This window comes from Bradyrhizobium sp. USDA 4472, from assembly GCF_054058595.1.
The window spans coordinates 6,152,537-6,175,535 of sequence record NZ_JBSSAM010000001.1 but is presented as its reverse complement, the minus strand read 5'-3'; the positions used below and the strand labels follow the sequence as shown (position 1 = coordinate 6,175,535).

Genomic DNA, 22,999 nt, shown 5'->3' with positions numbered 1-22,999 from the left:
CAATTCGCCGGTCGCGCTCTGGTACGACGCACGGTTTCCAGCTGGGGTTTTCGCTGACCCAGCCTCCCGTCTTGCATTTGCAGAGTGGGCCAGTGAACATGTACGACGCGCTGCATTACCGGGCTCCGACACCTCGGCCAAATCATCTCCAAGCCCGGCTTGCTGCTGGTAACCTCCCCTCCTTCATGCGCTACGCCCTCGCCATCTTCGACCTCGACGGCACTCTCGTCGACAGCTTCCCCTGGTTCCTCCGCACCATCAACGACGTCGCCGATCGTTTCGGCTTTCGGCGCGTCAGGGATGAGGATGTCGAGGGGCTGCGGCATGCCTCGACGCGCGAGATCCTCTCACGGCTCGAGGTGCCCGTGTGGAAGCTGCCGGCCATCGCGCGTTATGCGCGGCGTCTGAAGGCGGAAGCGGCGTCGGAGATTTCGCTGTTTGCGGGCACTGAAGCGATGCTGCGGACGCTATCCGAGAACGGCGTGCAGCTCGCGCTGATAACGTCGGACAGCGAAGTCAATGCGCGGCAAAAGCTCGGCGCATCAGCCACGCTGTTCCGGTATTTCGAGGGCGCGGCTTCCGTGTTCGGCAAGCCCGCGAAATTTCGCCGCGTCATCCGGCGTGCTGGCGTGATGCCGCAAAACGTCATTTCAATCGGCGACGAGGTCCGCGACATCGAGGCGGCGCGTGCGGTGGGGATTGCGTGCGGCGCGGTCAGCTGGGGTTACGCCGCACCGGCGGCGCTGCGGGCGCGGCAGCCGGATCTCGTCTTCACGCACATCGACGAGATCGCGCCGGCCGTGCTGGCCGACCTCGGAGATCGCACGCCGGCCTAGCTGCCGCGCAGCGTGCCACAACAGCTTGCGTTGCCTGTCGGGCAAAACACCCCAGCCGTGGGGCAAGCTGCGCATCCGAAAATATTCCACTTTACCGAAATTCGGAAACGGCGTATGTGTCGCGGCAACCCGGCCCATGGAAGAGGGGCGTATCGCGATCGTCACGACGCGGGCCGGACGGCGGTGGGCGTGGGCCGCATCGGCGCGAAGGGTTCTGCAGGGCGGGCAACCGTGAGCAAAGCGTCGCGCAAACGACCGGTGTGATCCGCGTACGGCAAAATCGTGTGGTCCTGGCGCCCGGAGTCTGTGCGTCAAGGCTCGTGGTGATGCGTGTGGCCCAACCGGGCCCTCGTGTCAGTCATCTGCGAGCCGACGGGGGCAATAGTGCATCGCTCCCCGGGGAGATCACGACATAAGCCGTCAAACCACTGCGCAGGGAAGGCCGGATGTTTGGGCTTCACCTGTATGCCGCTGTGCAGCCTCTTGTAGCGCAACCCATCGCACAGTGGACCGCGGGTGCGAGGTCAGCACCCGGTCTTCCCTGCGCCCTCGGCACCTTCGAGGGCAGCGGTTGAACCAAAAGCTCGGGCACGTGTGCAGCGAGGACGCGAAGGTGTGTCTGCAAGGAAGACGCGAATTGGGTGCCCGTGCCCCAAGCGCCGTCATTACGAGCGCAGCGAAGCAATCCAGACCGTCAACGCGGCGGGATTCTGGATTGCTTCGCTGCGCTTGCAATGACGACGGAGCGAGCGCGCATCTGCGACGTCCTTCCGTCACCTATTCCGCCAGCGTCGCCTCCACGAACCCGCGCGGGTCGTCGCAGAATTCCCGCATCACCCTGTAATGATCGGTCTCCTCCACGCTCGTCGGCTCCAGCCCGTACTTCCCGAGCCGCAGCAACCGCGCATTTGGATAAGCCATCAGCATCGGCGAATGGGTCGCCATGATGACCTGGCAGATGCGGGAGTCCTCCATGCGCTGCAGCAGCTTCAAAAATTCGAGCTGACGCGTCGACGACAACGCGGATTCCGGCTCGTCGAAGATGAAAATCCCCTGGCGCCGGCAGCGCTCTTCAACACGGAAGCTAATCCAGCGCCTCCAGCACCAGCTCCATCGTCATCAACACGGGATTGTCGCCGCCGATCAGCCGGCCCTCGGCGATGCCGCCGGTGTAGTCGATCAAGGCGACGTCCAGCGCGGCTTGCAGCGCGCCGGAGGCGTCAGGCGCGATCGTCCCAGCCGATATCGCAAGCTCCGTCGCAAACGGCTCGGTCACACCACCATGGGTGAAGCGGGCGCCGATGGTCGAACCGACCCCGCCGTGGATCTTTGCGCGCGCTATGCCGTGCGCCTTGCAAAAGGCTTCGAGGCAGAAGGCGAAATCCTGGTTGGGCCGCAGCCGCAGCGCGAAGGCGCGGCTGGTCGTGCGCGCGCCGGTGCTCGCTGTAGCGACCGGTCCGAACAGCTTGAAATTGGTCTCGGGGTCAGGCTCGGCGCGAAACATCGCGCCCTCGACGCCAAAAGCCCGGACCTCGAACGGTTCGGCCACGATCGTCTCGTCCGGCAGCATGTGGCCGCCGCTCGCCTTGCCATCCGCTTCCGTCCACAGGCCGTGGCAATGAAAGAACGGCGCGCCGTCGCGCTCGCCCAGCGTCATGCTGCCGAACCGGGTGCGCGTCACGCCTGCGGGCCGCTGCGTGTCGCTATAGAACGCCGCATTCTCGCCGGTCTTCGACAGCGCCGGCATCACATAGCCGAACGGTCCGAGCGCGCCCTGGCCGAAATTCAGCACGCCACCCGCAAAGCCTTCCGCGGCAAAGCCGCGGCGCGCGGCTTCGAGCAGCGGCAGACCAGCCTGAAGCCTGAACGAAAAGGCGCGGCCCCTCGCCTCCACCCATTGGATACGCTCAGTGGCGGGCGCGCCCGGCTGCTTGATGCTCCGCATGATCAGCGCTCAGCCTGCCTTCGATTTGTCGAGATCGAGCAGCCCGCGCGCCTCCAGCTCATCGCGCACCATGCGTTTCGGCACCTTGCCGTAGCCGGATTTCGGCAACGCCTCCCAGAAGAAGAAGCGCTTCGGCATCTTGTAGCGCGGCACTTTCGGCGAGAGAAACGCCGCCATCTCCGCTTCGCTCACGGCGTTCTCGCCGTCACGCGCCACACAGACGGCGACGCCGACCTCGCCCCAGGTCGCATCGGGCACGCCGAGCACAGCGACCTCGCCGACCGCGGGATGTGTCAAGATCTTCTCCTCGATCTCGCGCGGATAGATGTTGGAGCCGCCCGAGATGTACATGTCCGAAGCGCGGCCGGTGATGTAGACGAACCCCTCCTCGTCCATGTGGCCGAGATCGCCGGTGCGGAACCAGCCGTTGCGGAACGCCTTCGCATTGGCCTCCGGGTTGTCGTAATAGCCGGCGAGCACCGCAGGACCGATCACGCAGATCTCGCCGCTCTGGTTCGCACTGAGCTCGCGGCCCTCGTCGTCCTGGATCGAGACCTGCATGCCGGTGCGCTCGAAGCCGCAAGTGCCGATCTTGGCGTGCGGCCCGTCCTCGGGATCATGCAGCGCCGCCGGCAGCACGGTGATGTTGCCGGTGACCTCGCCGAGGCCGAAATACTGCACGATGACCTTGCCGAGCTTTTTCAGCGCGGCCTTCTGGTCCTCGCGATACATCGGCGCGCCCGCATAGATCACGTGGCGCAGCGAGGAATGATCGTATTTGTCGGCGGCGGGGTGCTCGACCATCATCTTGAGGATCGTCGGCACCGTGAACAGATTGGCGACGCGATGCTTTTCGATCAGTCGGAACGCCTCGTCGATATCGAATTTCTCGGTCGGCAGCAGCACGGTGCAGACCCCGCGCGCGGTCTGCACCAGTTGATGCACGCCCGCGCCGTGCGACAGCGGCGCCACCACCAGCGACGCATCGGCTTCCGTGACGCCAGGGGTGAGATCGGCAAGATGGTTGGTGACCACAAACCCCATCTGGCCGTGGGTCAGCACCGCAGCCTTGGAGCGGCCGGTGGTGCCTGAGGTGAAGAAGAACCAGCAGGGATCGTCATGCTCGACTGCGACATTCTCGACCACGGTGCCAGCCTGTGAGCCGATGGCGTCCGCCACCGACGTCTCGCCGAACGAGGCCTCGCCGTCGATACACCAGGTGAATTCCAGCGGGCCGCCCTTCACCGCCGCCGCATGTTCAGGGAAATCGACATGGCACAGAAACGCCTTCGCGCCGGAGGCCTGTCCAAGATAGGCCACCTCGTCCGGCATCAGGCGGAAATTGGTCGGCACCCAGACCGCGCCGAGCCGGAAAGCCGCGAACATCGAGAGGAACATCTCGTCGCCGTTCTTGGAATGGACGAGGATGCGATCGCCCTTGGCGATACCGCGCGCGGCAAGTGCGGCAGCGAGTGCCGAGACCCGCGCATCGATCTCGCGCCAGGTCCAGGATTTGTCCCCCCAGACGAACCCGGGCCGAGATCCATGCCGCCGCGCATTCTGCGTCAGCATATGAGCGAGATTCATGACACGGCGGGACATGCGGAGCGGCTGCATGGGGCTTCCTCTTCGATAGCGGATGGCACGCTGGCCTTCCCCGATATTGCGGCCCATTTATCGCCATCAAGAACGGCCTCGCAAGGCCGCCAGCCGGCGTCATCCTTGCGCTCGTTCAGGGAATTTTAAACATGATCGGCGCAACCTGCATCAGTCCTCGCGTACAGAGTGCCGCATCATGGTCAAAGCGCCCGCGTTCCTGCTGTTGTCGTTGGCGCTTGCCGGCTGTGCCGTCGCTCCGCAAGCGCAATTGGCCTCCGATCCCGCCTTTACGCCCGGGCGCTATGCCTGGGATGGCGCGGGTCGGGACCCCAATCGGCCGCACTCTACTCCCGGCCCTTCACGCCCAACGCGCGCAGCTGCCCAGTCGGAGAGCGACGGCATCGATGCCGAGCAGGACGCAAAGGTCAATCGTTCGCTGGTCATCTGCCAGGGCTGCCTTCATGCAAAGCCACAGCCGGACGATTCGCGGCTTGCCAAGGCGGCCGATTGAACCGAACCACGCTTGGGTTGGTCTACAGGGTACAGCGTCGACATCAGCCGTTCCGGCCTATGGTCGCTCGCCATCATCTGAGGGACGATCCATGCTCACCCGCCGCAGCCTCGTTGCCGCCTCTCTCCTCGCCGCCGCCAAGCCCGTCTTCGCTCAGACGCCTGCCGCCGACGATCCCGCAGCCATCCTGAGCGCGATCTACACCCGCGCCGCCAAGGGCAAGGGTGACGGCGGCGCGGCCTTCGTCACCGAGAACAAGGCTGCGAAGGCAAAATATTTCTCCCAGGCGCTGGTCGCGCTGTGGGCGAAGGCGGATGCGCACACGCCGAAGGGCGACGTCGGCCCGATCGATTTCGATCCCATCACCAATTCGCAGGAACCCGACGTGAAGTCGTTCAAGGTTGACTTGGAGAAAGCCGAGGCCGACAAGGCGACGCTGGCGGTGACCATCACCGGCCGCCGCAACGACCGCAAACCAGCCGATCGGATCGTGCATTATGACTTCGTGCGAGAAGCCAACAGCTGGAAGATCGATGACATCAAGGGGGCATCCGACGGCGAACCCTGGTCGATCCGCAAGATGCTGACGGACGCACTGAAAAGTTGAGCGGAGATATCATGAGCGACGTGATCAACAACAGGGCTCATCACCGCTATGAGCTCGAGGTGGAAGGCCATCTCGCGACCGAGCACTACAAGCTCGAAGGCGATGTCATCACATTCGAGCATACCGACGTGCCGAAAGAGCTCGGCGGCAAAGGCATCGGCTCGAAGCTGGTGCAAGGCGCGCTCGACCAGGTCCGCGCCAGCGGCTTGAAGCTGATCCCGGAATGCCCGTTCGTGAAGGCCTGGATCGACAAGCATCCGGACTATCAGGACCTGGTGAAAATCTGACCTCGTCATTGCGAGGAGCCCTGATTTCCCCCAAAAAAGTGGACAGGATTCAGGCGCCTGGATCAGGCAACAAGCATCGCTTCGGAAGGGGCAGCCATGGCAACAGCGGTTCGCGACAACAAGGACAGGAGCCGCTTCGAGCTCGATGTCGGCCAAGAGACCGGTCACGAGCTGGCCTTCGCCAATTACCGCCTGACGCCTACTGCCGTCATCATCACCCACACCGAGACGCCACGTGCACTGCGCGGCCGCGGTATCGCGTCGGAGCTGATCAAGGGCGCACTCGAGCTGATCCGCAAGGACGGCCGCAAGGTGATTGCGGGCTGCGGCTTCGTCGTCGACTATCTCGACAAGCATCCGGAGGACGCAGATCTCGTTGCCTGACCAAAAAGGGCCCGCGAGTTCGCGGGCCCTTCAGCATTGACCAATGGTAACCGGTCAGTGCTTGATTTCCGGCGGCAGCTTGCCGCCATTGGCGGCGAGCTTGGACATCACCTGCTTGTGCAACCAGACATTCATGCTGGCGGAGTCGTTCATGTCGCCGGTGTAGCCGAGCTCCTTCGCGAGATCCTTGCGCGCGGCAAGGCTCGAATCGACGTCGAGCGCCTTCATCAGGTCGACGATCGAGGTGCGCCATTCCAGCTTCTCGCCCTTGTGCGCGGCGGCGGCCGCATCAACGATCGCCGCGACATCGACAGTTGCCGGAGGCGCGGCTGCAGGTGCAGACGCCGGCGCCGATGCGCCTGGCGCGCCTCCTGCCGGCGCGCTGCCCGCGGGTGCGCCGCCGGCGGGCGCACCGGAAGCTGCGTGGCCGCCGAAGATCGCGCCCATGATTTTCCCGAAAATGCTCATGTCTGTTCCCCGAAAAGGATCCCTTGTAAGGCCCTGAGTGACACTTATGGATGAAGTTACGTTGTCGCGCCCGCGAAGTCCCTGCGAACCAACAAACAGCATGAGCTTATCTGCGGCGAAATGACGACCGGATGACGTCATCGGGGTTGCACTGCGGCATCGATTTTCACCCAAGCGTGAGGGACAGGACTCGGAAATAGGCGTACGCTTCTCGTTCAGCTCGCGATGCCATCCGGAATTCGCGTCTGGTTGGCATCGTGAAACTCAGAAATGCGGCCGCTTGCGCCGTTGTCGGCGCCCAATTCGGCTGCATGGCAAGGGAGCAAGCCGACCATGGCCACACTATACCAGGGCAATGTCCCCAGGATGGGCCGGACCGCAGACGCGGCCGGACCGATCATCCGAACCATCCAACTGTCCGACCTGCACGACGCGCTCAAGCGCGGCTGGGAAGATTTCAAGGCCGTTCCAAGCCACGCGATCATCCTCTGTGTGATCTACCCGGTGCTGGGCCTCGTGCTCGCCCGCGTGGCGATGGGCTATTCGGTGATTCCGCTGCTGTTTCCATTGGCCGCGGGTTTCGCCCTGATCGGCCCGTTCGCAGCGCTCGGCCTCTACGAGCTCTCGAGCCGTCGCGAGCGCCATGAGGAAGCCACCGCCTGGGATGCGGTGGACGTACTGCGCTCGCCCTCCTTCGGCGCGATGCTTGGCCTTGGAACCCTGCTGCTCGCCTTGTTCGTGACCTGGGTCGCGACTGCGCAGGCGATCTATGTGGCGGCGTTCGGCTATGAGGGTGTCACCGGAATCTCGGATTTCGTGACGCGCGTGCTGACGACATCGCAGGGCTGGTGGCTGATCGTGATCGGCTGCGGCACCGGCTTCCTGTTTGCGCTCGCCGCGCTCTGCATCAGCGCGGTATCATTCCCGCTGATGCTCGACCGCCATGCCGGCGCGCTGGAGGCGATGGTCACGTCGCTCCGCGTCGTCGCCAGGAACCCGGTGCCGATGGCGGCCTGGGGCCTGATCGTCGCGGTGCTGCTGGCGCTCGGCACGATCCCCGCGTTCCTCGGCCTTGCCGTCGTCATCCCCCTCCTCGGTCACGCCACCTGGCATCTCTACCGCAAGGTCATTGTCTCCGAGCCCGGTGCACGGCCGGTGCCGCCGCCGCCGCAGCGCCCGCGCAAGCCGGCGGCCGATTTCCCTGCTAACCTATTCCCGTGGCGGAACAGGGAATAGAACGGACGCCTCAGGACGAAGAAGCGTTCGACGATATTGCTACAGCCGCTCCTGTCCGGCCCCCCGGGCGGGCGCGACTGACTGCCATACGCCTTGCTTTGGCCGCGGTTACATCTGACATTGCTTCGCCGGTCGTGTCACTTCACGGAATCAATTACCTCTGATGACCCCGACGAATTCTCGTCTCGCTCTTGCAGCCCTCGTCCTCTCAGCCCCAATCGTATTCGTCGAGCCCGCTCTGGCCGCGGTCGCCTGTGGTTCGGGCAATTTCGACGCCTGGCTTGCAGACTTCAAAACCGACGCCGCGGCCAAGGGCATTTCGCAACAGGCCATCACCGCCGGACTAGCCGGCGTCACGCTGGACCAGAGCGTCCTCAACCGCGACAAGTCGCAAAAGGTCTTCACCCAGACTTTTGAGGAATTTTCCGGCCGCATGGTGCCGCCGCGGATGACACGCGGCTCCAACATGATGAAACAATACGGCTCGGTGCTGTCGCGCATTGAGCAGACCTACGGTGTCCCGGGCGAGATCCTGGTCGCGATCTGGGGTCTGGAGACCGATTTCGGCGTCAACACCGGCAAGTTCGCGACGATCCGCTCGCTGGCGACGCTGGCCTATGATTGCCGGCGGTCCGAGCAGTTTCGCGGCGAGCTGATGGATGCGCTGCGTATCGTCGAGCGCGGCGATCTCGCGCCCTCCGAGATGAAGGGCGCCTGGGCCGGCGAGCTCGGCCAAACCCAGTTCATGCCCTCGTCCTGGATGAAGTACGCCGTCGATTTCGACGGCAACGGCAAGCGGGACCTGTTGCATAACGCACCTGACGTGCTGGCTTCGACGGCCAACTATCTCGCCGGCTATGGCTGGCAGAAGGGCAAGGACTGGCAGCCGGGCAGCCCAAATTTCGCGGTGCTCCAGCAGTGGAACAAGAGCGAGGTCTATTCCAAGACCGTGGCCTATTTCGCCACTCAACTCGCACACGCCCCTTAAGGCACACACGGAAACAAATGGGGCCGATCGCCTTGCGACCGGCCCTCCCTTGATTGCGTTGACCTACCCGCTTATTTGCCCATGGTGGCGTGCATCGCCTTGTTCAGGTGCATGCCGCACGCGCCCATTTTGCCGTTGAGCATCGAATCCTGCGCGGAGGCGACTTCCTTCTGAGCGACGATCTTGCCGTCGCCGTCGGGCATCCCTTCGACCGCAGTCTCCGTCTTCTCAAGATTGCCCGAGCTGCAGCCACCCATGCTGTGCTTGGCTGCCTGAGCCGGCGCGACGGCGAAGGCGACGGCAGCAATGGCGATAACCCCGAGTAACTTCGTCATGACGTTACTTTCCTTCTCTTGCTTTTGGGACAGATCCAGCGACATCGCGGGAATCCGCAACACGACTTTGCTGCCGACGTGGCAACTTGCCGCAATAAATTCCCCGCGAGAATCGCGTGATGTTGCGTGCCGCGCAGAGGTGCATGCGAAATTTCTGATTTTCATTACAACTTCGTAATCAAGCCTGCACGCTCCGCGTGCGTGCGATGCACAATGACGTGCCGGCTTCAAGATTTCGACCGGAGGATTCGTCCGGCACCAGGGTGAAGCACTGCCGAATCCAAGCTTGCGATCGGCTCCTTCACAGAATCAGGCGCCGCTGTAATCGCCAACAAGCAAAATGAATATAAATTCACAGCTTAAAAAGTGTGATTCATGTGAATTGTGCATGCCCAACTTGGGTTTACACGCTGATTGAGCAGCGCTCCACATCACAGAAATGTAATCTGTTTCGGCACCGTTCGGAATGATATAAATCCGCCTAAGTATATGATCTTGCGTAGACTTACTGTATTCGTCAGCAGGTCCTGCCCGGCTGTTTGACGGGCCCGCCGACAGGTTAATCGTTCCTTACTCTTGCTATGCGCCGTTCGCTTAGCTGCATCGCAACATATGAACTTTCGCGACGCACCACTCTCACTTATATTCATTTCAACGATGACGCCTTGGCAAAGGCTGAATCGAACTACAGGAGACTACCAAATGCTGCTTTCGCTCATCCGCATGATCCAGGCCTTCCGGGACTATCAGCGTAACGTTGCCGAGCTGTCCCAGCTCAGCGATCGCGAACTGGCCGACATCGGCCTTGATCGCTCGGACATCCCGCGCGTTGCTGCCGGTCAGTTCCAGGGCTGATCTCGTTTCAGCCCTTCGCCGGTCGAACCGATAGCGCCCGCCTCGTGCGGGCGTTGTCGCATCTGGTGGCAGAAAACTCGATCTCGGCGATTCCACTGACCGCTGAAAAGCGCTACCTGTCCGCTCCATGACAGGATCTCTATCCAATATTGTGCACGTCATCGGCGCGGGCCTTGCCGGTTCCGAGGCGGCCTGGCAGGTGGCCAGATCGGGCGTGCCCGTCGTGCTGCATGAGATGCGGCCAGACCGCATGACCGAGGCGCACCGAACCGACGGGTTTGCCGAGCTCGTCTGCTCCAATTCGTTCCGCTCGGACGATGCCGCCAACAACGCTGTCGGCTTGCTGCACGCCGAAATGCGCCGCCTCGGCTCGCTAATCATGCGCGCGGCCGATGCCAACCAGGTGCCCGCCGGGGGAGCGCTCGCGGTCGACCGCGACGGCTTCTCCGCAGCGGTCACCAAGGCGCTGAACGATCACCCTCTCATCGAGATCGCCCGCGGCGAGATCAAAGGCCTGCCGCCGACCGGTTGGAGCAACGTCGTTATTGCGACCGGCCCCCTCACCTCCGCCCCGCTGGCCGACGCCATCCGCGAGCTGACCGACGAGAATGCGCTCGCGTTCTTCGATGCCATCGCGCCGATCGTGCACCGCGACTCCATCGACATGTCGGTGGCATGGTTCCAGTCGCGCTACGATAAGGTCGGCCCCGGCGGCACCGGTGCCGATTACATCAACTGCCCCATGACCAAGGAGCAGTATGACGGCTTCGTCGCCGCACTCATTGGCGGCGAGAAGACCGAGTTCAAGGAATGGGAGACCAACACGCCCTATTTCGATGGCTGCCTGCCGATCGAGGTGATGGCGGAACGTGGGCCCGAGACGCTGCGCCACGGCCCGATGAAGCCGGTCGGCCTCACCAATCCGCACGATTCCACAACAAAGTCGTATGCGATCGTGCAGCTGCGCCAGGACAACAAGCTCGGCACGCTCTACAACATGGTCGGCTTCCAGACGAAGCTGAAATACGGCGAGCAACAGCGCATCTTCCGCACCATTCCCGGGCTGGAGAAGGCCGAATTCGCCCGCCTCGGCGGGCTGCACCGCAACACCTTTCTCAACTCGCCAAAGCTGCTCGACGGCCAGTTGCGCTTGCGCGCACAGCCGCGACTGCGCTTTGCCGGCCAGATGACGGGCTGCGAAGGCTATGTGGAATCTGCCAGCGTCGGCCTGATCGCCGGCCTCTATGCGGCTGCCGACGCGCGCGGCGAGACGCTTGCGAGCCCACCGGGCACGACCGCGCTTGGATCGCTGCTCGGCCACATCACCGGCGGCCACATCGAGGCCATCGAGCCGGGCACGCGCTCGTTCCAGCCGATGAACATCAATTTCGGCTTATTCCCGCCGCTCGCGAGCGCCCCCACGAAGAAGCCCGACGGCTCGCGCCTGCGCGGCAACGAGAAGACGGTGGCCAAGAAGCAAGCCATGAGCGCTTTGGCGCTCGCCGATCTCGATCGCTGGATCGCCGATCATTTGCGTATCGCCGCAGCCGCGTGAGTTTTCGATGAGTCTCCCGAAAAACGACGCCGCGGTGCTCTCGGCGCGCTGGACCGAGGGCGTGTTGCTCAAGCGCGACGTGTTCTCGACCGTCGAGCGCGGCCGCTTCCGCGTCGATGGCGGCGAGGTCGACGCGGTGCTGCGTCGGCTCGATGAAGTGCCGTGGTGGTCGTTCCTGCTGGCACGTCATCTGTTTGCGCGCGAGAAGCACGCGCTGTCGCTCGCCAAGGGCCTCGACGTCGGTCCTGAATTGCTCTGGGCCGGCCGCCGCGCGCTGGTGCGTGGGTTCGTCGACGGCGTCGCGCTGCATCTGGCAAAGCCGCATGGTGACCTCGCCTATTTCCGCTCGGCGAAGGACGTACTGCGCCGCCTGCGCCGCGCCGGGATCTGCCACAACGATCTTGCCAAGGAACAGAACTGGCTGATGGGCCGCGATGGGCGCGCCTATGTGACCGATTTCCAGCTGGCGGCGTGCTTCAAGCGGCGTGGCCGGCTTTACCGCATCCTCGCCTATGAAGATCTCCGGCACCTGCTCAAGCACAAGCGCACCTACGCGCCCGAGGCGCTGACGCCCCGCGAGCGAAAGGTCCTGACGAAGAAGTCCTTTGCCGCCAGCCTGTGGCTTGCGACAGGCAAGAAGGTTTATCGCGCGATCACGCGCGGCCTGTTCAATTTCACCGACCGGGAGGGCGGCGGTCGTCGGCTCGTCAACGATGCGCCGGTGCTTGCCGAGCTGATCCGCAAGAACCCCGCGGTGCGAGACACCGCCATCGTCGCCTTTGCCGACCGCCGTTCAGGCGTCGGGCTCTATGCCTTTGTGGAAGCTGATCAGGCTACGCTCGAGGGCCAGTTGCGGAACGAACTCGCGGCCGCCAAGGGGCCAAAGCCGCCGGAACACATCCAGGTGGTGCACGCGTTGCCGCGCGACACCAGCGGCAGGCCGCGCACGGAGATCCTGCAACTGGTCGCGATGAATCAGCTCGACCTGATCGAGCCTATGATGAGGAACGACCAAGACCGCGCGTTCCTGAAGGACATCCTGGAGCAGCGCAAAAACCTGCGCGATCGTTTCAACTTCGAGGCGGACCTGCCGACCAGTTAGATCACGGGCGCGTTGCGCCTTGAAGCGTCCACAATGCCGGTGGAGAAGCCGGGGGATTACGCTGACTTGGGGAACAATGAATCGTTGGGGGACCATGAGGCGCGGCGCGGCCCTGCTAATCGCAGGTCTGGTGCTGCTGACTGCGGCGCCTGTGATGGCGGCCGAGTCGGCCGCCGAACAGATCTCCAGCTTCCGGCTGAAGCATGGCGAGGGCCGCGTCATACGCGACGCAACGCTCGACCGCATTGCCATGGACCAGGCGCGCGCGATGGCGGCCAAGGATGATCTCAGCCACGACGCCCTCGGCCCGTTCAACAAGCGCGTCGCACCGTCGGGTGCGGGCCGCGCCGCCGAGAACATCGCCTATGGCTACGACAATTTCGAGAAGACGCTGGGACAGTGGATCGACTCGTCCGGGCACCGCAAGAACCTGCTGCTCCACAACGCCTCCCGCGTCGGAATCGCGAGCGCGAAGAATGCCAGCGGCAAGCGCACCTATTGGGCCATGGTGATTGCCGGCGATTACGAGCCGAAGCCGGGAAAAGGCAAGAAGGATACCGAACCGCTGGTCGCCCTGAGACGCGAGACCGCGCCCGCAAGCAAGCCCAAATCCAGCAACTGCCACATCAAGCTGCTCGGCCTCTGCATCTGAGGCGAAGCCAAGCCAAGCCCGTTCCTCGCGCCCCCGTCTTGCTCGCCCTCCCCAGCGCGTCTAATCCATTCAGCAGGATTGCGAGAGGGAAGCCCACTTGATCGACATCCACCGACTTCGTGCCGACACCCCGGCGGTCTCCCGGCTTGCCTATCTGCACAACGCAGGCGCGGCGCTCATGCCGGCGGCCGTCGTCTCGGCGATGAAGCAGCATATCGATCTGGAGAGCGAGATCGGAGGTTATGCGGCCGCCGACCGCGAATCTGATCGGCTCGATGCGATCTACGGCTCGGTCGCGCGTTTGCTGAACGCCGCGCCGGACGAGATTGCGCTCATGGAGAACGCAACGGTAGCCTGGCAGATGGCATTCTATGCGCTGCAGTTCTGCGCCGGCGATCGGATCCTGACCGCCGAGGCCGAGTACGCCGCCAACTATGTGGCGTTGCTCCAGGTCGCCAAGCGAACCGGCGCCGTCATCGAGATCGTGCCGAGCGACGCAAGCGGCGAGCTCGATGTCGATGTGCTCGAACGCATGATCGATCATCGCGTGAAGCTGATTGCGATCACCTGGGTTCCGACCAATGGCGGGCTCGTCAATCCAGCCGCAGCCATCGGCAAAATCGCGCGGGCGCACGGCGTTCCCTATCTGCTCGATGCCTGCCAGGCAGTCGGTCAGATGCAGGTCGATGTCGAAGCCATCGGCTGTGACATGCTGTCCGCCACGGGTCGCAAATTCCTGCGCGGACCGCGCGGCACCGGCTTTCTCTATGTCCGCCGTGAGCTGCTGCAGCGACTTGAGCCACCGATGATCGACCATTTTGCGGCGCCATGGGTCTCGCGCGACCAATATCAGCTCCGCGACGACGCCCGCCGGTTCGAGACCTGGGAGAACAACTACGCGGCCCGCCTTGGGCTCGGCGTTGCCGTCGACTATGCTCTTGCGATCGGCCTCGACCCGATCGAGCGGCGCTGCCGCTTGCTTGCGAACCGTCTCCGCCGCGGTCTCGCCGCGATCAGTGGCATCACCATTCGCGACCTCGGTCATGCGCCGGGCGCGATCGTCAGCTTCACGATGGAGGGCCGCGAGGCCGACACTATCGTCAGCAGCGCCGCTGCGGCCGACATCACCATCGGCGCCACGCATCCGTCGAGCACCCGCATCGACGCGGAAGTCCGGGCGCTGCCGGTGGTCGTTCGCGCCTCCCCGCATTACTACAACACTGAAGCCGAGATCGATCGCTTAATCGACCACCTCGCGGAGCTCGCAGCGCGATAGCGCTGTTCAGGTGCACCGTGCGCTCAGTCCAGAGGCACTCAGCTTGGCCATGACGTCATCGAGATGGGCACTGTCGCGCGTCTCGATGACGAGCTGCAACAGCGTCGCCTTGGCCGGCAGGTCGGAGAAGGTCCGCTGGTGCGAGACCTCGATGATGTTGGCGCCAGCCTCGGCCAGCAGCGAAGCCACTGCCGCGAGCTGGCCGGGCCTGTCGGGAATATCGAGCGAGAGCTGCGTCAGCCGTCCCTCGCGCGCGAGTTCTCGCGTCAGCACCGAGGCGATCAGCCGGGTGTCGATATTGCCGCCGCTCAGCACAAGACCGACCTTCTCGCCGGCAAAGCGCAAGGGATCGGACATGATCGCCGCAAGGCCCGCAGCACCGGCGCCCTCGACGACCGTCTTCTCGATCGAGATCAGGGGTCGCAACCGCGCGCTCGAGCTCGGCTTCGTTCACCAGCGCGATGTCGTCGACGAGACTGCGGACGATTTCACTGGTGATCTTGCCCGGCGATTTGACAGCGATGCCTTCGGCAAGCGTATCGCCGCGCGCCGGCAGATTGCCGCCATGGATGGCGTTGTACATGGAAGGATAGAGCCAGGCCTCGACGCCGAGAATGCGCAGCGACGGCTTGATCGATTTGGCGGCGATGGCGATGCCGCTGATCAGGCCGCCTCCGCCAATCGGAACGACCAGCGTATCGAGCTCCGGCACGGCCTTGAGCATCTCCAGACCGACCGTACCCTGGCCTGCGATGACAAGCGGATCGTCGTAAGGATGGACGAAGATCATGCCGCGTGCTTCGCCGTGGCTCCGCGCGAACGCAGCCGCCTCTTCCAGGGTCGCCCCCGTGACGACCACTTCGGCGCCGTGGTGCCTGGTGTTCTCGACCTTCACCATCGGCGTGCCCACCGGCATCACGATCGTGGCGGGAATGCCGAGCCGCTTGGCGTGATAGGCGACGCCCTGCGCGTGGTTGCCTGCCGACATTGCGACGACGCCGTGCGCACGTTCTTCCGCGGTCAGCGCAGTGAGGCGATTGAGAGCGCCGCGCTCCTTGAACGAGGAGGTGAATTGAAGGTTTTCGAATTTGAGCCAGAGCTCGCAGCCGCAGATGCTGCTCAACGTGCGGCTGTAGCTACAGGGCGTATCGACGACGGCGTCGTGAATGGTCGCAGCGGCGGCGTGAACGTCGGCCGGTGTAACCGGAAAGCCGCCCAGATCGGGGATTGCGGTTTGGGACATCTCAGCCATGGGACAGCATAGAGCATTTGGCCGGTCCCGGCGATACGCCAAATGCTATTTGGTAAATTCCCGCGATCGTGACGCCCGCCACAGCGTCCATAGCGCGCGTAGCCGCGATACCGGCTGCGGCGCGAAAGGATTGCGCCCGGGCCGCGACAGGCGATCGAGATCAGACCGCGCCTGACTCAACGGGAGGAACGCCGGCCGCACCGAGGGCGGCAGTTGCGCCAGCAGCGACGAGGCCATCGCCAGATGCTGCCGGGCTTCGCCGATGAGCTGGTCCAGCACGGCATGGAGGTTGGGCGTCTGCTTGCCGGCGAACACGTCTTCCATGGCGCAGCCATGGCTGGCCAGGAATTGCTGCGGCAGAAACAATTGACGATGGGACGAGTCCCGCGGCAGGTTTGCGATCACCTGCGCGATGCCCTGCGCCAGCCCCGCGTGGCGCGCGAGGTGCTCGGCCGCTTCCGAAACCTCGCCCATGATCCGGGCGGCCAGCACAAACAACGCCGAAGAGGTCGCGGCCAGATAGCCCTCGAGCGCCGTCATGGTCGGCATCGGGTCGTTGTAGAGATCGAACTGATGCTCGTCGACGAGCAGCGACAACGGCTCGACCGGCAGGTCAAAATCGCGGATCGCGCGCAACAGCTCCGCTGCCACCGGATTGCCCTCGGCGCTGCCATGGACAAGGCCCGAGAGCAGATCGGTCCACCATTGAAAGCGGATCTCGCCTGGCAAGGGTTGGCTCACCTGGTCTCGGACGCGGACGATCTCGACATTGAAGGCGTAGAGCGCCAGCAGCGCGCGACGCTCGGCAGCGGGTGCAAACAGCGTCGCCGCATAGCGTGGAAAATCGTGGCTGCGCACGAGATCGGCGCAGAAGGTCACGCTGTCGGCCGGCGTCGCAGCGCTGCTCATGGCACGGCAATCAGCGCAGCCGCGACGCGGCGCCGTTCGCCGATCATGATGTTGTAGGTGCGAACGGCGGGGCCGGTCTGCATCGTATCCAGCACCACCCTCACCGCCTTCAGCGCCTGGCGCAGCTGCGGTGGCGGCAGCCAGACGCCGGTTCCGGTCCCGACCAGCAGCGTATCGATGCTGTTGGCGGCGGCGAAAACCCGATCCAGCGAATAGCGGTCGATCTTGGTGGGATCGGTCACGTCCCAGGCCCAGATCGCGTCGGGCAGGCAGAGCAGCGATCCGCGATGCGACATGCCGGCGAAGGCAAAGCCGCCCTTGCCATAGGCCTCGATCGGCGCGGAGCGCGGGAAATGAGGAGCGTTGGGATCGCCGGCCATGAGCCTCGTCCGAATGAGCTGACTACCCTCGCAAACTCATGCGAAGGCAAGCGGTTCGGATCATGCCTTGATTTTCTTCGCCGGCGGAGCCGCTTCCTTCGCATCCTCGCGATGCTCGCCAACGCCGAGATAGATCAGAATCGGCGCCGCGATGAAGATCGAGGTGTAGGTACCGACCAGCACCACGCCGAACATCATGACGGCCGTGAAGCTGTGGATGGCATGGCCGCCGAACAGCAGCAGCGCCAGCAGCGCCAGCGTCACCGTGAAGTGGGTGATGATCGAGCGCGACAGCGTCGAGTTGATGGATTCGTTCAGCAGCTGCGGCATCGGCATCTTCTTGTAGCGCCGCAGCATTTCACGGATGCGGTCATAGATGACGACGGTGTCGTTGAGCGAATAGCCCAGAATGGTCAGGAGCGCCGCGATGCTGGTCAGGTCGAAATCGACCTGGCTGATCGACATGAAGCCGATGGTCAGCACGATGTCGTGCACGTTGGCGATCATGGCGCCGAGCGCGAACTGCCATTCGAAGCGGAACCAGAGATAGACCAGGATCGCGCCGATTGCGAGCATCAGGCCGGCCATGCCCCACCCCAGCAGCTCGCCGGAGACACGCGGGCCCACCACCTCGACGCGGCGATATTCGACGGACTCGCCGAGGGCGCCGCGAACCTTGTCCACCGCTTCCTGCTGGGCCTTGTCGCCGCCCGGCTGCTCGGCCACGCGAAGCAGCACGTCGGCGGCGCTGCCGAATTGCTGCAGCTGGACTTCGCCGAGGCCGAGGCTGCCAAGGGTCGCGCGCATCTGCGCGAGATCGGCGGACCCCGACTTGGCCCTCACCTCCATCAAGGTGCCCCCCTTGAAGTCGATGCCGAAGTTCAGGCCATGCGTGAAGAACAGCGTGATGGCGACGATCGACAGCGCGGCCGAGATCGGGAAGCTGATGCGGCGAAAGCGCGTGAAGTCGAAATGCGTGTTGTCCGGGACGATGCGCAGCGACGGCAGGAGGCCGAGCACGCTGACCACGGTCAGCACGGCAATCAGGACGCCGAGAGAAATGAGAACGATTTGAGTGGTGGTCACAGTCGGCCTCGAATCATCAGATCGGCACAGTCTTCGGCCGCTTCCACTGCACCCACCAGGCCACGATCAGACGGGTCATGGTGAATGCGGTGAACACAGTGGTGATGATGCCGATGCCGAGCGTCACTGCGAAGCCGCGGACCGGACCGGTGCCGATCATGAACAGCACTGCAGCGGCGATGAAGGTGGTAATGTTGGAGTCGAGAATGGTGGCAAGCGCCCGCTTGAAGCCTGCGTCGATTGCCGAGATCGGGCTTCGCCCGCCGCGCAGCTCCTCGCGGATGCGCTCGTAGATGAGCACGTTGGAGTCGACCGCGATGCCGACGGTGAGCACGATGCCGGCGATGCCGGGGAGCGTCAGCGTGGCGCTGAGCAGCGACAGCAGGCCGAAGATCATGGCAACGTTGATCGTCACCGCGATGTTGGCGAACACGCCGAACAGCCGGTACGTCAACAGCATGAAGACGACGACCATGATCGAGCCGACATAGGCCGCGAGCTCACCCTTGTCGATCGAGTCCTGGCCGAGGCCCGGACCGACCGTGCGTTCCTCCACGACCGTAAGCGGCGCAGGCAGCGCGCCGGCGCGCAGCAGGATCGCGAGGTCGTTGGCCGACTGCACGGTGAAATTGCCGGAGATCTGGCCCTGGCCGCCGGTGATCGGCTCGCGGATGACCGGCGCCGAGATCACCTTGTTGTCGAGGATGATCGCAAAGGGCACCCCGACGTTCTCCTGCGTGGCCTGCGCGAACTTGCGCGCGCCGGAGGTATTGAACTTGAAGCTGACGACCGGCTCATTGGTCCGCTGGTCGAAGGTCGCCTGGGCGTCGGTCAGATCGCCGCCCGCAACCAGTACCTGCTTCTTGACAACGTAGCCGGACGGCGGCGGCGTGGCTGCCGGCAGGAACTCGGTGTCCGGCGGCAACCCACCCTGCTGCGCCTGGTCCGGCGGCACCGAGGGATCGACCATGCGGAATTCCATCTTGGCGGTCTTGCCCAGCAGTTCCTTCAAATGGGTGGGATCCTGCAATCCCGGCACCTGCACCAGGATGCGGTCGTTACCCTGACGCTGGATGATCGGCTCGACGGTGCCGAGCTCGTTGACACGCTTCTCGACGATCTGGATCGACTGTTCGATGGTCTTGCGCAAACGCTCGATCATCGCCGACTCCGGAATACTGAGGCGGATCAATCCGCCACCGGCATCTGAGACGTCGATGTCGCGCTGGCCGCCGGACCCCATAAGGCCACCGATCGGCTGCGCAAGCTCACGCAACGTGGCGAGCACCGTCTGGGTGTCCGCGTCCTTGACGCGCACCTCGACGGCATCGCTCTTCGTGACGAGACCGGTGTAGACGATCTTGGCTTCGCGCAGCACGCGACGGACGTCGTCGCGGATCTGGTCGAGCTTTTCCTTTTTCACATAGTTGGAGTCGACCTCGAGCTGCAGAGAGGAGCCGCCCTGCAAGTCGAGACCCAAAACCAGGCGCCGCTGCGCCCAGGTGGGCCAGGTCTTGACCTGCGCCTCGGGGAAGAAGTTCGGGACCGCGCAGAGGCACACGATCAGCGCTGTCAGGATAATCCCGAGCGCCTTCCACCGCGTGAAATACAACATCGACTGGACCTGTCAGATCAGGAGATTTGAGGTGCTCGCGGCAAAGCGCTCACTTCGCCGCGGCGTCGTCCTTGGCGCTTTCCTTCGCGCTGTCCTTGGCCGGCTCGCCCTTGGCGCGCACGCCCGAGATCATCGAGCGCATCTGGCGCACGCGGACGCCGTCGGAAATTTCGAACTCGATCTGGTCGTCATCGACCACCTTGGTGACTTTGCCGACCAGGCCGCCTGACGTCACGACGGTGTCGCCGCGGCGGATGTTCTTCACGAGTTCGGCGTGGTCCTTCACCTTCTTCTGCTGCGGACGCAGAATCAGGAAGTACATGATCACGAAGATCAGGGCGAACGGCAGCAGCGACATCAACATGCTGTTGGTGTCACCGGCGCCCGCGGCCTGGGCATACGCAGGGGAAATCAGCATTCGGACGATCCTCGTGGAAACGGGGGAAGCCGGTCAGGCCTTGCGGCGACCGGTTCGGTCAAATTCGCGCGGACTATAGCGACCACCGCCCCAATTGCAACGCTGCCAGACCGCCCTTTTCGCCACCTTGCGGCGCGCCCCCGGGCTCGATAAGGCTGCATTCTCAGGAACTTCGGACATGCCCAAAAAACCAAGCAAAAGCCCGGCCGGCAAAGGCCCCCGTACCCCTGCCACGAAGGCCGCCCAGGTCGCGGCAAAACGCCCCAAGGTGGTCCAAAAAACCTCCCTCCAGGCAACCCCGGACCTCACCCAGGAGCGCATCGTCCGCGCGCTGGAGACGATTGCGACCCACCTCGCCGCCCAGGGTAAGCCGGCCGCCGAACGCGAGTCGTTCAAGCAGGCGGACGCCTATGTCTGGCATCCGGACGGCCGCCTCGCGGCGGTGCCCCGGGTCAGCCGCGTCGAGCTGTTTCTGCTCAAGGGGGTCGACCGGATGCGCGATATCCTGATGGAGAACACCGAGCGCTTTGCAGGCGGTCTGCCCGCCAACAACGCCCTGCTCTGGGGCGCGCGCGGCATGGGCAAGTCCTCGCTGGTGAAGGCGGCGCATGCCAGCATCAACGCCGACCGGAAGCCCGCCGACAGGCTGAAGCTCATCGAGATCCACCGCGAGGATATCGAAACGCTGCCGATGCTGATGGAGAAACTCCGCGACGCCGACTTCCGCTTCATCGTGTTCATCGACGACCTCTCCTTCGATGGTAATGACGCCTCCTACAAATCGCTCAAGGCTGTACTCGAAGGTGGCATCGAGGGGCGGCCCGAGAACGTCATCCTCTACGCCACCTCCAACCGCCGCCATCTGCTGGCGCGCGACATGATCGAGAACGAGCGCTCGACCGCGATCAATCCGGGCGAGGCGGTCGAGGAAAAGGTCTCGCTGTCGGATCGGTTCGGTCTCTGGCTCGGCTTCCACCGCTGCAGCCAGGACGAATATCTCGCCATGGTGGGGGGCTATTGCAGCCATTTCGGCATCAAGGTCGACGGCGAGGCGCTAGAGCGCGAAGCGCTGGAATGGTCGACCACGCGCGGCTCGCGCTCGGGCCGGGTCGCCTGGCAGTTCGTGCAGGAGCTGGCCGGACGACTCGGCGTGAAGCTCACGGCGAAGTAGGCCACGCCGGCCCTCGCGCTCCCAGAAATGAAATCGCCCGCACAAGGCGGGCGACAACAGCGTTCTTGCGGAGAGAGCGACGGAGTGAGGTAAGCCTCACGCCCCATTCAAGAACTGAAGCGGGTCGACCGGGCTCGATCCCTTACGGATCTCGAAGTGGAGCTGCGGTGATGCCACCTCTCCGGATTGACCCGACTTGGCAATGACCTGACCGCGCTTGATGGTATCGCCGCGCTTCACCAACAGCTCACTCGCATGGGCATATGCGGTGACGTAGCCGTTGGCGTGCCGAACCAGGACCAGATTGCCGTAACCTTTCAGCTCGTTGCCGGAATAGGCAACGACGCCGTCTTCAGCCGCCTTGACCGGCGTACCCTCGGGCACCGCAACGTTGATGCCGTCATTGGACTTGCCGTTGGTCTTGGCGCCGTAACTCGTGATCACCTTGCCACGCACCGGCCAGCGGAAGGTCGGCAGGGAGCTCGTGGTCTCCGCCGCTTTCGCCGGCGCCTCGGCAGCGGGCTTCTCGTCGATATTGGCGGTGGCCTGGGCGAGGCGCGCGCTCTGCGCGGGTTGGGCAACAGCGGCCATCTTGGTAGCAGGCACGGGAGCGGCAGCGACCGGCTGCAACGCAGCCGCAACCGGTGCCGCGGCGACCGGCGCGGGAGCCAGCGGCGCAGCAACAGCCGCGGTCCTGGCGCCCGGCACGGTCAGCTTGGTGCCGAGCTTGAGCTTGGTCGAGGGATCGAGACCGTTGGCGCGAGCGAGTTCGGCGGCGGAGATGTGGTTCTTGCGTGCGATGCTCGCGAGCGTGTCGCCGTGATTGACGAAGTGGAAGCTCGACGGCGCGGCCACGGCTGCGACCGGCCTCGGCGCCATCGCGGGAGCCGCGGCAACCGGGGTCATCGCGGGCGCCGGTGCGGCTGCAACAGCACCGGGATGCGGGATGACGAGCTGCTGACCAGGCGAGAGCGCGCGCGGACCCTTGTAGCCGTTGGCGGCGAGGATCGCCTGCGGAGTTACGTGATAGCGCTTGGCGAGCACGTCGAGCGTGTCGCTGGTGCCGACGATGATCCTGGTCCCTCCGGGTGGCTGCGCAGCCACCACAGAGCGCTGCGGCACCGTGCCCGTGGCTTCGAGACGCGGCTGCGCGGGCGGCGTGTAGGAGCCGAGCCCGCGGCCGCCTCCGGAGACGCCGCCCCCCGCTGCAACCGGATAGGACTGCGGTGCGGCAACCGCCGGCGCCAAAGGCTGTGACTGATAGTAGCCCTGCTGGGTCTGCGGCCGGGCATATTGCGGCAGCTCGCGCTGCGGCGGCGCGGCCTGCTGCACCGAACCGGTCGATTCAAAGGGGTTGGAGAAGTTCGACTGGGACAGGCGCGACGACATGTCGGCGCTGCACCCTGCGAAACCAAAGGAGATCAGCGCCAGCACCGCGACCTGCGGTACGCGGCGCGAGTAAAGCAACTCGGCGACAACTGACATGGTTACTCACTCGTACGCAACAGAACTGGTGTTTTAAGTAAACACGC

The 22,999-nt window shown here is 64.3% G+C and carries 23 protein-coding genes and 2 pseudogenes; 13 read left to right on the top strand and 12 right to left on the bottom strand.

Annotated features, from left to right (window positions below; all coding sequences use genetic code 11):
• The first annotated feature begins 185 nt into the window (after window positions 1-185).
• Window positions 186-836 carry an HAD-IA family hydrolase gene (locus ACVWZ4_RS29060; protein WP_456705290.1) on the top strand — a complete coding sequence of 217 codons (651 nt, stop codon included), beginning with the start codon at window positions 186-188 and terminating at the stop codon, window positions 834-836.
• A 777-nt stretch (window positions 837-1,613) separates the two neighbouring features.
• Here the strand turns inward: ACVWZ4_RS29060 and ACVWZ4_RS29055 are convergent.
• The 3 genes and pseudogenes from ACVWZ4_RS29055 to ACVWZ4_RS29045 form a co-directional block, all read right to left on the bottom strand.
• Window positions 1,614-1,910, bottom strand: a pseudogene (locus ACVWZ4_RS29055) (AAA family ATPase); the annotation flags it as partial.
• Window positions 1,911-1,920: 10 nt separating this feature from the next.
• On the bottom strand, window positions 1,921-2,781 hold the full coding sequence (locus ACVWZ4_RS29050) for a PCC domain-containing protein (protein ID WP_456735209.1): 861 nt from the start codon (window positions 2,779-2,781) through the stop codon (window positions 1,921-1,923).
• Window positions 2,782-2,790: 9 nt separating this feature from the next.
• The gene (locus tag ACVWZ4_RS29045) at window positions 2,791-4,398 is read right to left on the bottom strand and encodes an acyl-CoA synthetase (RefSeq protein ID WP_456735210.1); all 1,608 of its coding nucleotides are present in this window, start codon (window positions 4,396-4,398) and stop codon (window positions 2,791-2,793) included.
• Between the two features lie 178 nt (window positions 4,399-4,576).
• Here ACVWZ4_RS29045 and ACVWZ4_RS29040 point away from each other — a divergent pair, with 178 nt between their 5' ends.
• From ACVWZ4_RS29040 to ACVWZ4_RS29025, 4 genes are all read left to right on the top strand, one after another.
• Window positions 4,577-4,891, top strand: a complete 315-nt coding sequence (locus ACVWZ4_RS29040) for a hypothetical protein (protein WP_456735211.1) — start codon at window positions 4,577-4,579, stop codon at window positions 4,889-4,891.
• A gap of 91 nt (window positions 4,892-4,982) precedes the next feature.
• Window positions 4,983-5,498: a DUF3828 domain-containing protein gene (locus ACVWZ4_RS29035; protein ID WP_456735212.1), complete on the top strand. Its 516-nt coding sequence runs from the start codon at window positions 4,983-4,985 to the stop codon at window positions 5,496-5,498.
• An 11-nt stretch (window positions 5,499-5,509) separates the two neighbouring features.
• On the top strand, window positions 5,510-5,785 hold the full coding sequence (locus ACVWZ4_RS29030; RefSeq protein ID WP_456703673.1) for a GNAT family N-acetyltransferase: 276 nt from the start codon (window positions 5,510-5,512) through the stop codon (window positions 5,783-5,785).
• A 96-nt stretch (window positions 5,786-5,881) separates the two neighbouring features.
• Window positions 5,882-6,169 (top strand): GNAT family N-acetyltransferase, encoded by a 288-nt coding sequence (locus tag ACVWZ4_RS29025; protein WP_456703674.1) that lies wholly within the window; start codon window positions 5,882-5,884, stop codon window positions 6,167-6,169.
• Window positions 6,170-6,223: 54 nt separating this feature from the next.
• Here the strand turns inward: ACVWZ4_RS29025 and ACVWZ4_RS29020 are convergent, their stop codons facing one another.
• Window positions 6,224-6,637: a DUF3597 domain-containing protein gene (locus ACVWZ4_RS29020; RefSeq protein ID WP_456703675.1), complete on the bottom strand. Its 414-nt coding sequence runs from the start codon at window positions 6,635-6,637 to the stop codon at window positions 6,224-6,226.
• Between the two features lie 333 nt (window positions 6,638-6,970).
• On the opposite strand from ACVWZ4_RS29020, the gene ACVWZ4_RS29015 reads away from it, so the two are divergent.
• Window positions 6,971-7,873 (top strand): DUF2189 domain-containing protein, encoded by a 903-nt coding sequence (locus tag ACVWZ4_RS29015; protein WP_456738592.1) that lies wholly within the window; start codon window positions 6,971-6,973, stop codon window positions 7,871-7,873.
• A gap of 163 nt (window positions 7,874-8,036) precedes the next feature.
• The gene (locus tag ACVWZ4_RS29010; protein ID WP_456741676.1) at window positions 8,037-8,861 is read left to right on the top strand and encodes a lytic murein transglycosylase; all 825 of its coding nucleotides are present in this window, start codon (window positions 8,037-8,039) and stop codon (window positions 8,859-8,861) included.
• A 71-nt stretch (window positions 8,862-8,932) separates the two neighbouring features.
• On the opposite strand, the gene ACVWZ4_RS29005 is transcribed toward ACVWZ4_RS29010, so the two are convergent.
• Window positions 8,933-9,259: a hypothetical protein gene (locus tag ACVWZ4_RS29005; RefSeq protein ID WP_456742282.1), complete on the bottom strand. Its 327-nt coding sequence runs from the start codon at window positions 9,257-9,259 to the stop codon at window positions 8,933-8,935.
• 639 nt (window positions 9,260-9,898) lie between these two features.
• On the opposite strand from ACVWZ4_RS29005, the gene ACVWZ4_RS29000 reads away from it, so the two are divergent.
• The 5 genes from ACVWZ4_RS29000 (at window position 9,899) to ACVWZ4_RS28980 (ending at window position 14,636) form a co-directional block, all read left to right on the top strand.
• Window positions 9,899-10,051, top strand: coding sequence for a DUF1127 domain-containing protein (locus ACVWZ4_RS29000; RefSeq protein WP_092229311.1), 153 nt, complete (start codon window positions 9,899-9,901; stop codon window positions 10,049-10,051).
• Window positions 10,052-10,178: 127 nt separating this feature from the next.
• On the top strand, window positions 10,179-11,606 hold the full coding sequence (trmFO, locus tag ACVWZ4_RS28995; protein WP_456735214.1) for a methylenetetrahydrofolate--tRNA-(uracil(54)-C(5))-methyltransferase (FADH(2)-oxidizing) TrmFO: 1,428 nt from the start codon (window positions 10,179-10,181) through the stop codon (window positions 11,604-11,606).
• 7 nt (window positions 11,607-11,613) lie between these two features.
• The gene (locus tag ACVWZ4_RS28990) at window positions 11,614-12,708 is read left to right on the top strand and encodes a serine/threonine protein kinase (protein ID WP_456741675.1); all 1,095 of its coding nucleotides are present in this window, start codon (window positions 11,614-11,616) and stop codon (window positions 12,706-12,708) included.
• Window positions 12,709-12,784: 76 nt separating this feature from the next.
• The gene (locus ACVWZ4_RS28985; protein WP_456741674.1) at window positions 12,785-13,360 is read left to right on the top strand and encodes a CAP domain-containing protein; all 576 of its coding nucleotides are present in this window, start codon (window positions 12,785-12,787) and stop codon (window positions 13,358-13,360) included.
• A 97-nt stretch (window positions 13,361-13,457) separates the two neighbouring features.
• Complete coding sequence (locus tag ACVWZ4_RS28980) at window positions 13,458-14,636, top strand: aminotransferase class V-fold PLP-dependent enzyme (protein ID WP_456741673.1); 1,179 nt, start codon at window positions 13,458-13,460, stop codon at window positions 14,634-14,636.
• Between the two features lie 6 nt (window positions 14,637-14,642).
• Here the strand turns inward: ACVWZ4_RS28980 and ACVWZ4_RS28975 are convergent.
• The 6 genes and pseudogenes from ACVWZ4_RS28975 to yajC form a co-directional block, all read right to left on the bottom strand.
• A pseudogene (locus ACVWZ4_RS28975) lies at window positions 14,643-15,888 on the bottom strand (threonine ammonia-lyase).
• Window positions 15,889-15,933: 45 nt separating this feature from the next.
• A complete protein-coding gene (locus tag ACVWZ4_RS28970; protein WP_456741671.1) occupies window positions 15,934-16,797 on the bottom strand; it encodes a phytoene/squalene synthase family protein in 864 nt (287 codons plus the stop codon).
• Window positions 16,794-17,177, bottom strand: a complete 384-nt coding sequence (locus tag ACVWZ4_RS28965; RefSeq protein ID WP_092229326.1) for an Mth938-like domain-containing protein — start codon at window positions 17,175-17,177, stop codon at window positions 16,794-16,796. Before ACVWZ4_RS28965 ends, ACVWZ4_RS28970 begins: the two co-directional genes overlap by 4 nt.
• 60 nt (window positions 17,178-17,237) lie before the next feature.
• Window positions 17,238-18,263, bottom strand: a complete 1,026-nt coding sequence (gene secF / locus ACVWZ4_RS28960; RefSeq protein ID WP_456703683.1) for a protein translocase subunit SecF — start codon at window positions 18,261-18,263, stop codon at window positions 17,238-17,240.
• Between the two features lie 16 nt (window positions 18,264-18,279).
• Window positions 18,280-19,878, bottom strand: a complete 1,599-nt coding sequence (secD, locus tag ACVWZ4_RS28955) for a protein translocase subunit SecD (RefSeq protein ID WP_456790409.1) — start codon at window positions 19,876-19,878, stop codon at window positions 18,280-18,282.
• A gap of 49 nt (window positions 19,879-19,927) precedes the next feature.
• On the bottom strand, window positions 19,928-20,296 hold the full coding sequence (yajC, locus tag ACVWZ4_RS28950) for a preprotein translocase subunit YajC (protein ID WP_456703685.1): 369 nt from the start codon (window positions 20,294-20,296) through the stop codon (window positions 19,928-19,930).
• A gap of 178 nt (window positions 20,297-20,474) precedes the next feature.
• Between yajC and ACVWZ4_RS28945 the strand changes: the two genes are divergently transcribed.
• Window positions 20,475-21,467 carry an ATP-binding protein gene (locus ACVWZ4_RS28945; RefSeq protein WP_456735219.1) on the top strand — a complete coding sequence of 331 codons (993 nt, stop codon included), beginning with the start codon at window positions 20,475-20,477 and terminating at the stop codon, window positions 21,465-21,467.
• A 96-nt stretch (window positions 21,468-21,563) separates the two neighbouring features.
• Here ACVWZ4_RS28945 and ACVWZ4_RS28940 read toward each other — a convergent pair whose 3' ends face one another.
• Window positions 21,564-22,952 carry a peptidoglycan DD-metalloendopeptidase family protein gene (locus ACVWZ4_RS28940; RefSeq protein ID WP_456735220.1) on the bottom strand — a complete coding sequence of 463 codons (1,389 nt, stop codon included), beginning with the start codon at window positions 22,950-22,952 and terminating at the stop codon, window positions 21,564-21,566.
• Window positions 22,953-22,999: the final 47 nt, after the last annotated feature.

Bases quoted from the DNA above. Each gene is read 5' to 3' on its own strand.
- ACVWZ4_RS29060 (WP_456705290.1), top strand. From the start codon at position 186: ATGCGCTACGCCCTCGCCATCTTCGACCTCGACGGCACTCTCGTCGAC.
- ACVWZ4_RS29050 (WP_456735209.1), bottom strand. From the start codon at position 2,781: ATGCGGAGCATCAAGCAGCCGGGCGCGCCCGCCACTGAGCGTATCCAA.
- ACVWZ4_RS29045 (WP_456735210.1), bottom strand. From the start codon at position 4,398: ATGCAGCCGCTCCGCATGTCCCGCCGTGTCATGAATCTCGCTCATATG.
- ACVWZ4_RS29040 (WP_456735211.1), top strand. From the start codon at position 4,577: ATGGTCAAAGCGCCCGCGTTCCTGCTGTTGTCGTTGGCGCTTGCCGGC.
- ACVWZ4_RS29035 (WP_456735212.1), top strand. From the start codon at position 4,983: ATGCTCACCCGCCGCAGCCTCGTTGCCGCCTCTCTCCTCGCCGCCGCC.
- ACVWZ4_RS29030 (WP_456703673.1), top strand. From the start codon at position 5,510: ATGAGCGACGTGATCAACAACAGGGCTCATCACCGCTATGAGCTCGAG.
- ACVWZ4_RS29025 (WP_456703674.1), top strand. From the start codon at position 5,882: ATGGCAACAGCGGTTCGCGACAACAAGGACAGGAGCCGCTTCGAGCTC.
- ACVWZ4_RS29020 (WP_456703675.1), bottom strand. From the start codon at position 6,637: ATGAGCATTTTCGGGAAAATCATGGGCGCGATCTTCGGCGGCCACGCA.
- ACVWZ4_RS29015 (WP_456738592.1), top strand. From the start codon at position 6,971: ATGGCCACACTATACCAGGGCAATGTCCCCAGGATGGGCCGGACCGCA.
- ACVWZ4_RS29010 (WP_456741676.1), top strand. From the start codon at position 8,037: ATGACCCCGACGAATTCTCGTCTCGCTCTTGCAGCCCTCGTCCTCTCA.
- ACVWZ4_RS29000 (WP_092229311.1), top strand. From the start codon at position 9,899: ATGCTGCTTTCGCTCATCCGCATGATCCAGGCCTTCCGGGACTATCAG.
- trmFO (WP_456735214.1), top strand. From the start codon at position 10,179: ATGACAGGATCTCTATCCAATATTGTGCACGTCATCGGCGCGGGCCTT.
- ACVWZ4_RS28990 (WP_456741675.1), top strand. From the start codon at position 11,614: ATGAGTCTCCCGAAAAACGACGCCGCGGTGCTCTCGGCGCGCTGGACC.
- ACVWZ4_RS28985 (WP_456741674.1), top strand. From the start codon at position 12,785: ATGAATCGTTGGGGGACCATGAGGCGCGGCGCGGCCCTGCTAATCGCA.
- ACVWZ4_RS28970 (WP_456741671.1), bottom strand. From the start codon at position 16,797: ATGAGCAGCGCTGCGACGCCGGCCGACAGCGTGACCTTCTGCGCCGAT.
- ACVWZ4_RS28965 (WP_092229326.1), bottom strand. From the start codon at position 17,177: ATGGCCGGCGATCCCAACGCTCCTCATTTCCCGCGCTCCGCGCCGATC.
- secD (WP_456790409.1), bottom strand. From the start codon at position 19,878: ATGTTGTATTTCACGCGGTGGAAGGCGCTCGGGATTATCCTGACAGCG.
- yajC (WP_456703685.1), bottom strand. From the start codon at position 20,296: ATGCTGATTTCCCCTGCGTATGCCCAGGCCGCGGGCGCCGGTGACACC.
- ACVWZ4_RS28945 (WP_456735219.1), top strand. From the start codon at position 20,475: ATGCCCAAAAAACCAAGCAAAAGCCCGGCCGGCAAAGGCCCCCGTACC.
- ACVWZ4_RS28940 (WP_456735220.1), bottom strand. From the start codon at position 22,952: ATGTCAGTTGTCGCCGAGTTGCTTTACTCGCGCCGCGTACCGCAGGTC.